This window comes from Mycobacterium hubeiense (genome assembly GCF_002838065.1).
Taxonomy (GTDB): domain Bacteria; phylum Actinomycetota; class Actinomycetes; order Mycobacteriales; family Mycobacteriaceae; genus Mycobacterium; species Mycobacterium hubeiense.
Genome location: NZ_PIZU01000017.1, coordinates 99,521 through 114,098 on the forward strand (window position 1 = coordinate 99,521; position 14,578 = coordinate 114,098).

Annotated in this window: 8 protein-coding genes; 6 read left to right on the top strand and 2 right to left on the bottom strand. The window is 68.4% G+C overall.

The features are described 5' to 3' along the window. Nucleotides 1–83: 83 nt before the first annotated feature. From CWS39_RS15110 to CWS39_RS15120, 3 genes are read left to right on the top strand one after another with little or no spacing between them, the layout of a single operon-like run. Nucleotides 84–626, top strand: coding sequence for an LppP/LprE family lipoprotein (locus tag CWS39_RS15110; protein WP_233213522.1), 543 nt, complete (start codon nucleotides 84–86; stop codon nucleotides 624–626). Between the two features lie 58 nt (nucleotides 627–684). Beyond that, nucleotides 685–4,098: a TM0106 family RecB-like putative nuclease gene (locus tag CWS39_RS15115; protein WP_102143739.1), complete on the top strand. Its 3,414-nt coding sequence runs from the start codon at nucleotides 685–687 to the stop codon at nucleotides 4,096–4,098. After that, the gene (locus tag CWS39_RS15120) at nucleotides 4,095–5,450 is read left to right on the top strand and encodes an FAD-binding oxidoreductase (protein ID WP_102143740.1); all 1,356 of its coding nucleotides are present in this window, start codon (nucleotides 4,095–4,097) and stop codon (nucleotides 5,448–5,450) included. The genes CWS39_RS15115 and CWS39_RS15120 overlap by 4 nt, the downstream gene beginning before the upstream one ends. A gap of 30 nt (nucleotides 5,451–5,480) precedes the next feature. Here CWS39_RS15120 and CWS39_RS15125 read toward each other — a convergent pair whose 3' ends face one another. Then, a complete protein-coding gene (locus CWS39_RS15125; protein WP_102143741.1) occupies nucleotides 5,481–7,490 on the bottom strand; it encodes an MFS transporter in 2,010 nt (669 codons plus the stop codon). Nucleotides 7,491–7,577: 87 nt separating this feature from the next. After that, on the bottom strand, nucleotides 7,578–8,777 hold the full coding sequence (locus CWS39_RS15130) for a multidrug effflux MFS transporter (RefSeq protein WP_199178135.1): 1,200 nt from the start codon (nucleotides 8,775–8,777) through the stop codon (nucleotides 7,578–7,580). A gap of 226 nt (nucleotides 8,778–9,003) precedes the next feature. Between CWS39_RS15130 and CWS39_RS15135 the strand changes: the two genes are divergently transcribed. The 3 genes from CWS39_RS15135 (at nucleotide 9,004) to CWS39_RS15145 (ending at nucleotide 14,534) form a co-directional block, all read left to right on the top strand. After that, complete coding sequence (locus tag CWS39_RS15135) at nucleotides 9,004–9,747, top strand: hypothetical protein (RefSeq protein ID WP_102143743.1); 744 nt, start codon at nucleotides 9,004–9,006, stop codon at nucleotides 9,745–9,747. A gap of 176 nt (nucleotides 9,748–9,923) precedes the next feature. Further along, a complete protein-coding gene (locus tag CWS39_RS15140) occupies nucleotides 9,924–13,601 on the top strand; it encodes a multifunctional oxoglutarate decarboxylase/oxoglutarate dehydrogenase thiamine pyrophosphate-binding subunit/dihydrolipoyllysine-residue succinyltransferase subunit (protein WP_102143744.1) in 3,678 nt (1,225 codons plus the stop codon). A 102-nt stretch (nucleotides 13,602–13,703) separates the two neighbouring features. Continuing rightward, entirely contained in the window at nucleotides 13,704–14,534 is an 831-nt protein-coding gene (locus tag CWS39_RS15145; protein ID WP_102143745.1) for an SDR family NAD(P)-dependent oxidoreductase, read from the top strand. Nucleotides 14,535–14,578 lie beyond the last annotated feature (44 nt).

The window sequence follows — 14,578 nt, forward strand, 5'->3', positions numbered from 1 at the left end:
TGTGAAGTCTAGAGGTAGCGGCGCGGTCGACCCGCCGCGCGCCTGCCGGATGACCGGGGCCGATGCCGGTATGTTGCCGGTTTGTGAGATGGGCGTGGGCGATCGCGGTCGCGGCGGTCACGCTCGCCGGCTGCGGTTCGGGTGATTCCACCGTCTCCAAGACCCCCGGACCGACGGCCACCAGCGCACCGCCGACGACGGGGCCGCCGCGCGCGGCCGCGCCGACCCCGACCACCAGCGCGCCCGCCGATCCGTGCGCGGTGAACCTCGCCGCGCCGGAGATCGCCGAGGCGGTGTCCGAACTGCCCCGCGACCCGCGCAGCAACCAACCATGGAGCCCCGAGCCGATCGCCGGGAACTACAACGAATGCGCGCAGCTGTCGGCGGTGATCGTGAAGGCCAACACCAACGCCGACAACCCCAACACCCGCGCCGTCATGTTCCACCTCGGCAAGTTCATCCCGACCGGCGTGCCGGACACCTACGGGTTCAACGGATTGGACGAGTCGGCGACGACCGGCGACACCGTCGCACTGAAGTACTCCGGCGGCATCGACGGGTTGGCCAGCGTGGTGAAGTTCCGGTGGAACGGCAACGGCGTGGAGCTTGTCGGCAATACGAGCTGAGCCGCGAAATCGAATTCCGCCACCGTGACCTGTCGGTGCGCGGGCATAGGGTGACAGCGTGTTCGTCGCCGACGACAGAGTGGTCTACAGCGCATCCGACCTCGCCGCCCATGCGCGCTGCGAGTACGCGCTGCTGCGGGCGTTCGACGCACAACTGGGCTGGGGTCCGCCCGTCGCCACCGAGGACGAATTGCTCGCCCGCACCGCGAAACTCGGCGGCGAGCACGAGCAACGCCACCTCGATCAGCTGCGAGCCGACGACACGGTCGCAATCATCGGGCGCCCGCCCTACACCGTCGACGGCCTGACCGCCGCCGCCGAGCAGACCATGCGCGCCGTCGAGCGTCGTGCCCCGGTCATCTATCAAGCCGCCATGTTCGACGGCCGCTTCGCCGGCTTCGCCGACTTCCTGCTTTACGACGGCGCGCAGTATCGGCTGCGCGACACCAAGCTGGCGCGCTCGGTCAAGGTCGAGTCGCTGCTGCAGCTTGCGGCCTACGCCGATGTGCTGGCCGCCGCCGGTGTGCCGGTCGCCGACGAGGTCGAACTGGTGCTCGGCGACAACGCCACGGCCTCCTACCGGGTCGACGAACTGCTGCCCGTGTACCGGCCGCGTCGCGCCGAATTGCAACAGCTGCTCGACGCGCACCTGGCCGGTGGCCGGCCCGTGCAGTGGGACGACGAGACGGTCCGGGCCTGCTTCCGCTGCCCGGAGTGCGCGATTGCGGTCCGCGCCCACGATGATCTGCTGCTGGTGGCCAACATGCGGGTCAGCCAGCGCGCCCGGCTGCTCGACGCCGGCATCACCACGATGACGCAGTTGGCCCACCACGACGGCCCGGTGCCCGAGCTGCCCGCCCGCACCGTCGAAGGATTGGTCGCACAGGCACGCCTGCAGATCCAGCCGCGCACCGACGGGAAGCCGCCGTATGCGATCGCCGACCCGCAGCCGCTGACCCTGCTGCCGCACCCCGACAAGGGCGACCTGTTCTTCGACTTCGAGGGCGACCCGCTGTGGACCGCCGACGGCCGCGACTGGGGGCTGGAGTACATGTTCGGCGTGCTCGAGGCCGGCGGTGCCTTCCGACCGCTGTGGGCGCACGACCGGGCCGGCGAACGTCGCGCGTTCCTGAAGTTCCTCGAGCGGGTCCGCAAGCGCCGCAACCGTTTTCCTGACATGCACATCTACCACTACGCGGCATACGAGAAGACCGCACTGCTGAAGCTGGCCGGGCGGTATGGGGTCGGCGAGGATGAAGTCGACGACCTGCTGCGCAGCGGGGTGCTGGTGGACCTGTATCCGTTGGTGCGCAAGTGCATTCGCGTTGGCACCGAGAACTACAGCCTCAAATCGCTCGAGCCGCTCTATATGGGTAGCCAGTTGCGGTCCGGCGATGTCACCACCGCCGCCGACTCGATCACCCAGTACGCCCGGTTCTGCGAGCTACGCGCCGCCGGGCGTGACGAGGAAGCAGCGGTGCTGCTCAAGGAGATCGAGGACTACAACCTCTACGACTGCACCTCGACGCGCAACCTGCGCGACTGGCTGATCAGCCGCGCGATCGAATGCGGCGTGCTGCCGCTGGGCGCGCAGCCGGTCGCCGACGGCGGCGCCGTCGAGCAGGACGACGCCCTGTCGCAGACGTTGATGGGCTTCGCTGGCGACGGTGTCGACGGGCGCACCGCCGAGCAGACCGCGGTGGCGATGATCGCGGCCGCGCGCGGGTATCACCGCCGCGAGGACAAGCCGTTCTGGTGGGGGCATTTCGACCGGCTCAACAACCCGGTCGACGAGTGGGGCGACAACAGCGACGTCTTCCTCGCGGAGAAGGCCACCGTCGTCGCCGACTGGCACACCCCGCCGCGTGCCCGTAAACCGCAGCGCCACGTCAAGCTCACCGGGACGCTCGCCGCGGGCGCGCTCAACAAACACGTCTACGCGCTGTATCACCCGCCCGCGCCGGCCGGCATCGCCGAGCATCCCGACCGCCGCGCGGCGGGCAAGGCCGAGGTCATCGCGATCGACGACCCTACGGTGCCAACGGAAGTCGTGATCTGCGAACGCCAGCCACAAGACGGCGGGCCGTACCGCGAGCTGCCGTTCGCATTGACGCCGGGCCCGCCGATCTCCACGGCGAAACTGCGCGAATCGATCGAGGCCGCCGCCGACAAGATCGCTGCGGGGCTGCCCGCCCTGCCCGAAACCGCAATCGTCGACATCCTGTTGCGTCGCGATCCGCGCACCAAAAGCGGTGCGCCGCTGCCGCACAGCGGGGTTTCAGGCGACGTGGCCACCGACATCACGAAGGCGCTGCTCGACCTCGACTCCTCCTACCTCGCGGTGCACGGACCGCCGGGCACCGGCAAGACCTACACCGCCGCCAAGATCATCGCCGCGCTGGTCAACGAGCACCAGTGGCGCGTCGGTGTGGTCGCGCAGTCACACGCCGTGGTGGAGAACCTGTTTCGCGATGTGCTCGCTGCGGGCGTCGACCCGGCGCGGGTGGCCAAGAAGAAGCACGATCCCGATCCGGTGTGGCAGGAGATCAGCGAAAACGCTTACCCGGCCTTCATCGCGGACAACGACGGCTGTGTAATCGGCGGCACCGCTTGGGATTTCGCGAATGATGCCCGGGTGCCGCCCGGCAGCCTGGACCTGTTGGTGATCGAGGAAGCCGGCCAGTTCTGCCTGGCCAACACCATCGCGGTGGCGCGCGCCGCGAAAAACCTGATGCTGCTGGGGGATCCGCAGCAGCTGCCGCAGGTCAGCCAGGGGTGCCATCCGGAACCCGTCGACGCCTCGGCACTGGGTTGGCTCGTCGACGGGCATCGCACGCTACCCGAACAGCGGGGCTACTTCCTGGATCGCTCCTACCGGATGCACCCGGCGGTGTGCGCGCCGGTGTCCCGGCTGTCCTATGACGGCCGGCTGCAATCCGACGAAAAGCGCACCACCGCACGCCATCTCGCGGGCCATCCGCCTGGCATCCGAGTTATCACCGTGCCCCACGACGGAAACTCCACCAGCAGCCCCGAGGAGGCCCAGGCCATCGTCGACGAGATCCGTCGGTTGCTCGGCGCGCAGTGGACCGACGAGCACGGCGCCCGCGCGCTCGCCGCGACCGATGTCCTGGTGGTGGCGCCGTACAACGCACAGGTGTTGCTGCTGCGCGAGTACCTTGACGCGGCCGATCTGCGCGAGGTCGATGTCGGGACGGTGGACAAGTTCCAGGGCCGCCAGGCCCCGGTGGTGTTCGTGTCGATGACGGCCTCCTCGATCGACGATGTGCCGCGCGGAATCTCGTTCCTGCTCAACCGAAATCGGCTCAACGTTGCGGTGAGCCGGGCGAAATACGCCAGCGTGATCGTGCGGTCGGAGACGCTCACCGAGTACCTGCCGTCCACGCCGGCAGGGCTGGTCGACCTGGGTGCGTTCCTGTCGCTCGCACCGTGTGATACTCGCTGGCAATGACCGAATCGCTGACCGGCCGGCTGGCGCAGATCGTCGGCGCGGGATATGTCAGCACCGACCCCGACGTGCTGGACGGTCGAGCCGTCGACCACACCGGGCGCTACCGCGGTCGCGCCAGTGCGCTGGTGCGGCCGGGCAGCGCCGACGAGGTCGCGGCGGTGCTGCGGGCATGCCGCGACGCCGGTGCGTACGTCACCGTGCAGGGCGGACGCACGTCGCTGGTCGCCGGCACGGTGCCTGAACACGACGACGTGCTGCTGTCCACCGAACGCCTCACCGGCATCGGCGACGTCGATGTGGTGGAGCGGCGCATAGCGGTCGGCGCGGGGGTGACGCTGGCGGCGGTGCAGAGGGCTGCGAGCGCGGCAAGCCTGCTGTTTGGGGTGGACCTGGCGGCGCGGGATTCGGCCACCGTCGGCGGTATGGCGTCGACGAATGCCGGCGGGTTGCGCACCGTGCGCTACGGCAACATGGGCGAACAGATCCTCGGCCTGGACATCGCGTTGCCCGACGGGTCGGTGGTGCACCGGCATAGCCGGGTCCGCCGCGACAACACCGGCTACGACCTCACCTCGTTATTCGTTGGCGCCGAAGGCACATTGGGCGTGATCACCGGATTGGACCTGCGGCTGCACCCCGCACCCGCACACCGGGTGACGGCGGTGTGCGGCTTCGCCGAGCTGGACGCTCTGGTCGACACCGGTCGGGTGTTCCGCGATATGGACTCGATCGCCGCACTGGAGTTGGTCGACGCGCGGGCCAGCGCGCTGACCGCCGAACACCTCGGCGTCGCCGCACCCGTCGACGGCGCCTGGCAGCTGCTTATCGAGCTGGCCGGCGACAGCGACCAGACCGAGCGGCTGGCCGACGCGCTAGGGGATGCGCGGCTCGCCGGCGAGCCGGCTGTCGGCGTCGACGCCAACAGCCAGCAGCGGCTGTGGCAGGTCCGCGAATCGGTCGCCGAGATTCTCGGCGTGTTCGGCCCGCCGCTGAAATTCGATGTGTCGCTGCCGCTTTCGATGATCGACACGTTTGCACGGGATTCGGCGGAGCTCGTCGCCGCCCACGCCCCCGACGCCATCCCGGTGCTGTTCGGGCACATCGGCGAGGGCAACCTGCATCTGAACCTGCTGCGCTGCTCCCCCGATGCCGAACCCGCGCTCTATGCGGCGATGATGGACCTGATCGCCCGCTGTGACGGAAACGTCAGCTCCGAGCACGGCGTCGGCAGCCGCAAACGCGACTACGTCGGCATGTCCCGCACCGACGCCGACATCGCTGCGATGCGCACGGTCAAGAAGGCCTTCGACCCGACCGGCTACCTCAACCCGGCCGTCCTGTTCCGCCGCTAGCCGAGTGTGAAGCCACTGCACACTCGCGCATCAATCGCGGCGCGGTCGGGAATGTCGGCCGTAGGAGTCGTCGGGATCGCTCCGCGAATGCCGGCCGTTGGTCTTGTACCGCGGCGGCGGCTTGGGCCCCGGCGGCGGGCGCAATGTCTGGAACCGCTCCTCATGCTCGACGTGTAACCCGTTGTGCGCAAGGCCGATCGGCTCCGCAGCGGGCGCGGGTGGCTCGTCGGCCAATATCTGGTTGAAGATGTTGCGCCAGCGGTCGGTGTCGGATTGCGGCGCCTCCGCCGGCGGTGCGGGCTCCGGCGAACTCCGCTCCTGCAGCAGGCTGTGCCACGACTCGACCGGGCCGCTGTGCCACGTGTCCGCGGGTGCCGGCAGCACATGTTCGGGGCGGCGCGACGTCAGCGGCTCGGTGTCGCTGTCGTCGTCGGCCAGCTGTGCGCGAGGCTGCGGACGCGGGTGGGGGTCGTCCCACGCCACCGTGTATTCGACGTAGTCGTCCTCATCGAAGTCGTCGAAGTAGTCGTCGTCGACCGGCGGGACAGCGCGCTCGGGCTCCTGCGCCGCGGCGGTGAATCGGTCGCCGAATCCGAGCAGGAATAGCGCGGCCACCACACCGAACAGCGCGACGAACGCCGGCAGCAGCATCGACTGCGACATCGCCGCGGCGAACGGCTCGTGCAGGAAGCCGGGCAGCTGGGTCACCGAGCCCTCGCCGCGCGGCTCGGAGGCCCGCGCCGGCATCTCGGCGCCCAGCCGCGACGTCATGAACGCCGCCATCCCGGCGCTGCCCAGCACCGAGCCCACCTGCCGGGTGGCGTTGTAGACGCCCGAGCCGGCGCCGGCCAGGTCCTGCGGCAGATTTCGGGTCGCGGTCGCCGCCAACGGTGACCAGATGAACGCCATGCCGATGCCCATCGCGGCGAACGGCAGAACCAACCGCCAGATCGGCGTGGTGGGCGTCATCTCCACCGACAGCCAGGTCAGCGCGATCGCCAGCATCGAGAAGCCGAATCCGATCACCGGACGGGGGTGCGACCGGTCGACGATCCTGCCGACGACGGGGGCCAGCACGCCCGTCGCCACCGCCATCGGCGCGGTCAGCAGCGCCGCGCGCGTCGGGGACAGCCCGCACACCGCCTGCGCGTAGAACATCACCGGCAGGATCATCCCGGTCACCACGAAACCGATCGTTGCCACGCCCAGGTTGGACAGGCCGAAGTCGCGGTCGCGAAAGATGCGCAGCGGGATCAGCGGCTCGTGAGTGTTGATCGACTGCCAGTACACGAAGCCGACCATGAAGCCCACGCCCGCGGTGATGGTCGCCCAGATCCACGGCTGCCACTCGTGGGTCTGCCCCTCCTGCAGGGCGAACACGATCAGGAACATGCCGATGCCGGAGAGCAGCACGCCGAGCACGTCGAACCGGTGCCGCTGGGTCGGCAGCGTCGGGACGAGCCACGCCGCCAGCGCCAGGCCGACGATGCCGATCGGGACGTTGACGAAGAAGATCCACTGCCAGCCGAGCCCGTCGACAAGCACGCCGCCGGCCAGCGGACCCACCAGGGTGGCCACCCCGGCCGTCGCACCCCACACACCCAACGCCACGCCGCGCCGCTCCGGCGGGAAGATGCGCGTGATCGTCGACAACGTCTGCGGCGTCAGCAACGCCGCGCCGATGCCCTGCACCACGCGGGCGGCGATGAGCATCTCGATGCTGCCCGCCAGACCGCACCACAACGACGCCGCGGTGAACACCGCCAGACCGAGCAAATACAGGTTCTTCGGGCCGAACTGGTCCCCGAGCCGCCCGGCCAGCAACAGCGGCACCGCGTAGGCGAGCAGGTAGGCGCTCGTCACCCAGATCACGCCGTCGTAGTCCGCGCCCAGCTGCTCCATGATCGACGGGTTCGCGACGGCGACGATCGTCGCGTCGACGAGGATCATGAAGAAGCCGACCATCATCGCCCACAGCGCATGCCAGGGGTTCGCTGTGGTGGTGCGGCCCTGCTGTCGGGCAGTCAGCGATCGGGACATCTCAGGTCGACTCGGTGTGAACGATTCAGCCGACGCTACGGACCGCGCTGGGGTCCGGACAAGTCGGGGGACGGCCCCCGGGCCGGATCAGGCCAGCTCGGCGAGCATATCGTCGGCGTTCACGTCATCGTCGCGGCTCTGCGCACCGACCGCAAGAAGCGCGAACAACGCGACCAGCACACCGGCCGTCATCACCAGCGCCAACGCGAACTCGTCGTTGCCCAGCACCCCGACCAGTGGCGCCACCGCCGCACCGAGCCCGAACTGGCCGGCGCCCAGCACCGCTGCCGCAGTGCCCGCCGCATCGGGATGCCTCGACAGCGCGACGGCCGGGGCGTTGGGGATGACGAAGCCCATCGCGCCCAGGATCGCCCAGACGGGGACGACGAAACCGGCCAACCCGCCGACGCCGGCGACGGTCAGCCCGATGAAGACCGCGCCCGCAAGCGACGCCGCGGCCAGCGCCCACACCGTGATGGTCTGCGGGGCGAACCGGCGCAACAGCACCACGTTGAACTGCGTCGCCCCGATGAGCGCTACCGCGCCGGCGCCGAACACCAGCGCGAACGCCTGTTGGTCCAGGCCGTAGCGACCCTGCAGCACGAACGACGCGCCGGCGATGTAGGCGAACAGCCCGGACATGCCCAGCGCGGCGACGAGCACCAGGATGACGAACCGCACGTCGCGCAGCAGCTCGAGATAGGTCGCGCCGATGCCGCGCACCTTCAGGGGCCGGCGATGCGACAGCGGCAGCGTTTCCGGCAGCGCCAGCGCCGCCATCACCAGGAGGGCCCCGGCCAGCAGCACCAGCGCGGCGAACACCCAGTGCCACGACGCCTGCAGCAGCACCGCCGCGCCCAGCGAGGGCGCCACAACGGGCGCGACGCCGAGCACCAGCATCAGCCGCGACATCACCGTCGCCGCCACCGAATCGGCGAACAGGTCACCGACGACGGCGATCGCGACCACCATCGCCGCGGCCGCGCCCATGCCCTGCAGCCCGCGGGCCAGCCCGAGCACGGTGATGTTGGGCGCCAGCAGGCACAGCACCGAGGCCAGCATGTGCAGCACGATGCCGGCCATCAGCGGCCGGCGGCGGCCCAGCGAGTCCGACAGCGGACCGACGATCAGCTGACCCAGCGCCAGCCCGGCCAGCGTCCCGGTCAACGTCAGCTGCGCGACCGACGACGACACGTGCAGCTCATCGGCGATGCCCGGCAGCGCGGGCAGATACATGTCGATGGTCAGTGGGCCGAGCGCGACCAGGGCGCCCAGCACGAGAATCATCTTGGTTCGACCAGGCGTCACCGATTCGCGTTCTGCGGTCGCGGATTCGGCTCCTGAGGTCACGTCGGTCGATACTGCCATGCAGATAGTTAGCACCGCATATCAATATTTTCTTCCCGCGATCGCCGACAGTGACGGCCGTCACTTGTCGGCACCCCGCAACGGTCGTCGTTCGTTGTCGAGGCGTTAGCCTGTAAGGCCAGCCGCTACCCGACAGGAGGCCGCGATGCGCGCTCGTTCCAAGAGCAAGCTGCCGGCAACCACCAACGGCGACGAAGAACCCGGCGCGTTGGCGCGCGCACTGTCGCAGATCATCGAACGCGGGTCCCGCGTCCAGGCGCCGGCGATCCGGGCCTACGTGCAACGGCTGCGCGACCAGAACCCCGACGCGACACCCGCCGAGATCGTCACCAAACTCGAGAAGCACTACATGGCCGCGGTGATGGCCAGCGGTGCGGCCGTTGGTTCGGCGGCGGCGTTCCCGGGCATCGGCACGTTGGTGGCGCTGTCGGCGGTCGCCGGTGAGACGGTGGTGTTCCTGGAGGCGACGACGGTGTTCGTGCTCGCCGTCGCGGAGGTGTACGGCATCCCGGCCGATCACCGCGAACGCCGTCGCGCGCTGGTGCTCGCGGTGCTGGTCGGCGAGGACGGCGAGCACGCGATCGCCGACCTGTTCGGTCCGGGCCGCACCAGCGGGGCGTGGATCACCGACGGCGCGGCGACGTTGCCGCTGCCCGCGGTGTCGCAGCTGAACAACCGGCTGCTGCGCTACTTCGTCAAGCGCTACACGCTCAAGCGCGGGGCGATCGCGTTCGGCAAGGTGCTGCCGGTCGGCATCGGCGCGGTGGTCGGCGGCGTGGGCAACCGGCTGATGGGTAAGAAGATCATTTCCAACGCGCGCAAGGCGTTCGGGAGCCCGCCGCCGCGCTGGCCCGCGGCACTGCATGTGCTGCCGGCCCCCCAGCACTAGCCGAGGGTTGTTCGCGCGGAGCGCCATTACCGCGGTGTCGTCTGCTGCGCGACGGCACAAGCGTTAGCCTTTAGGCGGCGACAAAGCGGGGTAACCGCTGATTGCCGGGATATACGAGTGGCGGGCGGCCGTCGGCACGCTCGCCTGAGGCGACGGAATCGAGGCGAGTAGCTGCCGTGAGCAGTTCACCATCACCATTCGGACAGAACGAGTGGCTGGTCGAGGAGATGTATCGCAAATTCCGCGAGGATCCCTCGTCGGTAGACCCCAGTTGGCATGAGTTCCTGGTCGACTACTCCCCCGAGCCAACCACCGATACGCAAGTGGGCAACGGGCAGCCGTCGGCGGTAATCGCACCACCCGAACCGGCACCGGCACCGGCACCGAAAGCCGAACCCAAGCCTCAGGCTCAGGCAGCGCCGGCGCCTGCACCGGCCAAGCCGAAGGCGCCTGCGGCCCCACCGCCTCCCGAGGGCGCGGAGCTTCAGGTGCTGCGCGGGGCCGCCGCCGCGGTGGTGAAGAACATGTCGGCATCGCTGGAGGTGCCGACCGCGACCAGCGTGCGGGCCATCCCGGCGAAGCTGATGATCGACAACCGCATCGTCATCAACAACCACCTCAAGCGCACCCGCGGCGGCAAGATCAGCTTCACCCACCTGATCGGCTACGCGCTGGTGCAGGCGGTGAAGAAGTTCCCGAACATGAACCGGCACTTCGCCGAGGTGGACGGCAAGCCGACGGCCGTCACGCCCGAGCACATCAATCTCGGGTTGGCCATCGACCTGCAGGGCAAGGACGGCAACCGGCAACTCGTGGTCGCGGCCATCAAGCGTTGCGAGACAATGCGATTCGGCCAGTTCATCGCCGGCTACGAGGACATCGTGCGGCGGGCCCGCGACGGCAAGCTGACCGCCGAGGACTTCTCCGGCGTGACGATCTCGCTGACCAACCCCGGCACCATCGGCACGGTGCATTCGGTGCCGCGATTGATGCGCGGGCAGGGCTGCATCGTCGGCGTCGGCGCGATGGAATACCCCGCCGAGTTCCAGGGCGCATCCGAGGAACGCATCGCCGATCTCGGCGTCGGCAAGCTGGTGACGTTCACGTCGACCTACGACCACCGCATCATCCAGGGCGCGGAGTCCGGCGATTTTCTGCGCACCATCCATGAGCTGCTGCTCAGCGACGACTTCTTCGACGAGATCTTCCGCGAGCTGGGCATCCCGTACGAGCCGGTGCGCTGGCGCACCGACAACCCGGACTCGATCGAGGACAAGAACGCGCGCGTCATCGAGCTGATCGCGGCGTACCGCAACCGCGGTCACCTGATGGCCGACATCGACCCGCTGCGGCTGGACAAGACCCGGTTCCGCAGCCACCCCGACCTCGACGTGCTCACCCACGGGCTGACGCTGTGGGATCTGGACCGCGAGTTCAAGGTCGGCGGTTTCGCCGGCGCCGAGTACAAGAAGCTTCGCGACGTGCTCGGCCTGTTGCGCGATTCCTACTGCCGCCACGTCGGTGTCGAATACACCCACATCCTCGAGCCCGAACAGCAGAAGTGGCTCGAGGAACGCGTCGAGGTCAAGCACGAGAAGCCGACCGTCGCGCAACAGAAGTACATCCTGTCCAAGTTGAACGCCGCGGAGGCCTTCGAGACCTTCTTGCAGACGAAATACGTTGGGCAGAAGCGCTTTTCGCTGGAAGGCGCGGAGACGGTCATCCCGATGATGGATGCGGTGATCGACCAGGCCGCCGAACACGGCCTCGACGAGGTCGTCATCGGCATGCCGCACCGCGGCCGGCTCAACGTGCTGGCCAACATCGTCGGCAAGCCGTACTCGCAGATCTTCAGTGAGTTCGAGGGCAACCTGAACCCGTCGCAGGCGCACGGCTCAGGCGACGTGAAGTATCACCTCGGCGCGTCGGGCAATTACATTCAGATGTTCGGCGACAACGACATTCAGGTTTCGCTGGTGGCCAATCCATCGCACCTGGAGGCGGTGGACCCGGTGCTGGAGGGCATCGTGCGGGCCAAGCAGGATCTGCTGGACAAGGGCGACGGCCCCGACGGCTTCTCGGTGGTGCCGCTGATGCTGCACGGCGACGCCGCATTTGCCGGGCAGGGTGTGGTGGCCGAGACGCTGAACCTGGCGCTGCTGCGGGGGTACCGCGTCGGCGGCACGATCCACATCATCGTCAACAACCAGATCGGGTTCACCACGTCACCGCATGACTCGCGGTCGTCGGAGTACTGCACCGACGTCGCGAAAATGATTGGCGCGCCGATCTTCCACGTCAACGGCGACGACCCGGAAGCCGCGGTGTGGGTGGCGCGGCTGGCGATGGACTTCCGGCAGCGGTTCAAGAAGGACGTCGTCATCGACATGCTGTGCTACCGCCGGCGCGGACACAACGAGGGCGACGACCCGTCGATGACGCAGCCCGCGATGTACGACGTCATCGACACCAAACGCGGTGTGCGCAAGACCTATACCGAAGCGCTGATCGGCCGCGGCGACATTTCGATGAAAGAGGCCGAGGACGCCCTGCGTGACTACCAGGGGCAGCTCGAGCGGGTGTTCAACGAGGTGCGGGAGCTGGAGAAGCACGCGGTGGGCGCCAGCGAGTCGGTGGAGGCCGACCAGCCGCTGCCGCGTCGGCTGGCGACCGGCGTGGACAAGTCACTGCTGGCCCGCATCGGCGACGCGCATCTGGCGCTGCCCGACGGCTTCACCGTGCATCCCCGGGTCAAGCCGGTGCTGGAGAAGCGCCGCGAGATGGCCTACGAGGGCAAGGTCGACTGGGCGTTCGCCGAACTGCTGGCGCTGGGGTCGATGGTGGCCGAGGGCAAGCTGGTGCGGTTGTCCGGGCAGGACAGCCGGCGTGGCACGTTCACGCAACGGCATTCGGTGATCATCGACCGCAAGACCGGCGCGGAGTTCACTCCACTGCAGCTGCTGGCCACCAACACCGACGGCACACCGACCGGCGGCAAGTTCCTGGTCTACGACTCGGCGCTGTCGGAGTTCGCGGCGGTGGGTTTCGAATACGGCTATTCGGTGGGCAACCCGAACGCACTTGTGTTGTGGGAGGCGCAGTTTGGCGATTTCGTCAACGGTGCGCAGCCGATCATCGACGAATTCATCAGCTCCGGTGAGGCCAAGTGGGGTCAGCTCTCCGATGTGGTGCTGCTGCTGCCGCACGGCCATGAGGGCCAGGGCCCGGACCACACGTCGGGTCGCATCGAGCGGTTCCTGCAGTTGTGGGCCGAGGGGTCGATGACGATCGCGATGCCGTCCACCCCGTCGAACTACTTCCATCTGCTGCGTCGGCACGCCATCGACAACATCCACCGTCCGCTGGTGGTGTTCACGCCGAAGTCGATGCTGCGCAACAAGGCTGCGATCAGCGAGCTCAAGGACTTCACCGATCTGAAGTTCCGCTCGGTGCTCGAAGAGCCCACCTACGAGGACGGCATCGGCGACCGTGACCTGGTCAAACGCGTGCTGTTGACCAGCGGCAAGCTGTATTACGAGCTGGTGGCCCGCAAGAACAAGGAAAAGCGCGACGACATCGCGATCGTGCGCATCGAGCAGCTCGCGCCGCTGCCCAAGCGGCGGCTGTCGGAGACGCTCGACCGGTATCCGAACGTCGGGCAGTACTTCTGGGTGCAGGAGGAGCCGGCGAATCAGGGCTGCTGGCCGCGATTCGGACTGGAGCTGCCCGAGCTCTGCGATCGCCTGCAGGGTCTCAAGCGCATTTCGCGGCGGGCGATGTCGGCGCCGTCGTCGGGCTCGACGAAGGTGCACGCCGTCGAGCAGCAGCAGATCCTCGACGAGGCTTTCGCGTAGTTCTGGTTTCTCAACGCTGTACCGTCACCAAACCCGGCGGACGCGGGACCGCGGGTACCGGCTAACCTCGTTGCGAGTCAACTGACGCGAGGGAGTGTGCTCATGGAGGGGTTCGCCGGAAAGGTCGCCGTCGTGACCGGTGCCGGGTCGGGTATCGGACAGGCGCTGGCCATCGAGTTGGCCCGCTCGGGCGCACAGCTGGCGATCAGCGATGTCAACACCGAGGGTCTGGCGGCCACCGAGGAGCGCCTCAAGGCCATCGGCGCGCCGGTGAAAACCGACCGGCTCGACGTCACCGAGCGCGAGGCGTTCCAGGTGTACGCCGACGCGGTCAAGGAACACTTCGGCAAGGTCAACCAGATCTACAACAACGCGGGCATCGCGTTCGCCGGCGATGTCGAGGTGAGCCAGTTCAAGGACATCGAACGTGTGATGGACGTCGACTTCTGGGGTGTCGTCAACGGCACCAAGGTGTTCCTGCCGTATCTGATCGAGTCGGGCGACGGGCACGTCATCAACATCTCGAGTGTCTTCGGGCTGTTCTCGGTGCCCGGTCAGGCCGCCTACAACGCGGCGAAGTTCGCGGTGCGCGGATTCACCGAGGCGCTGCGTCAGGAGATGGTGTTGGCCGGCCATCCGGTGAAGGTGACGACGGTGCATCCGGGCGGCATCAAAACCGGAATCGCCCGCAACATGACCGCGGCCGAGGGCCTCGACACCACGGAGTTGGCGCAGACCTTCGACAAGAAGCTGGCCAGCACGTCGCCACAGAAGGCCGCGCGCGTCATCCTCGACGGCGTCCACAAGAACAAGGCCAGGGTGCTGATCGGCACCGACGCCAAGGTGCTCGATTTGATTGTGCGGGCCACCGGGTCGGGCTATCAGCGGTTGTTCGGCCCGGCGCTGTCGCGCTTCATGCCCGGCGCGCACTGAGCGATTTCGGCGCGCTGGGTCGCGCTCACGGGCTGTTGCGAAAT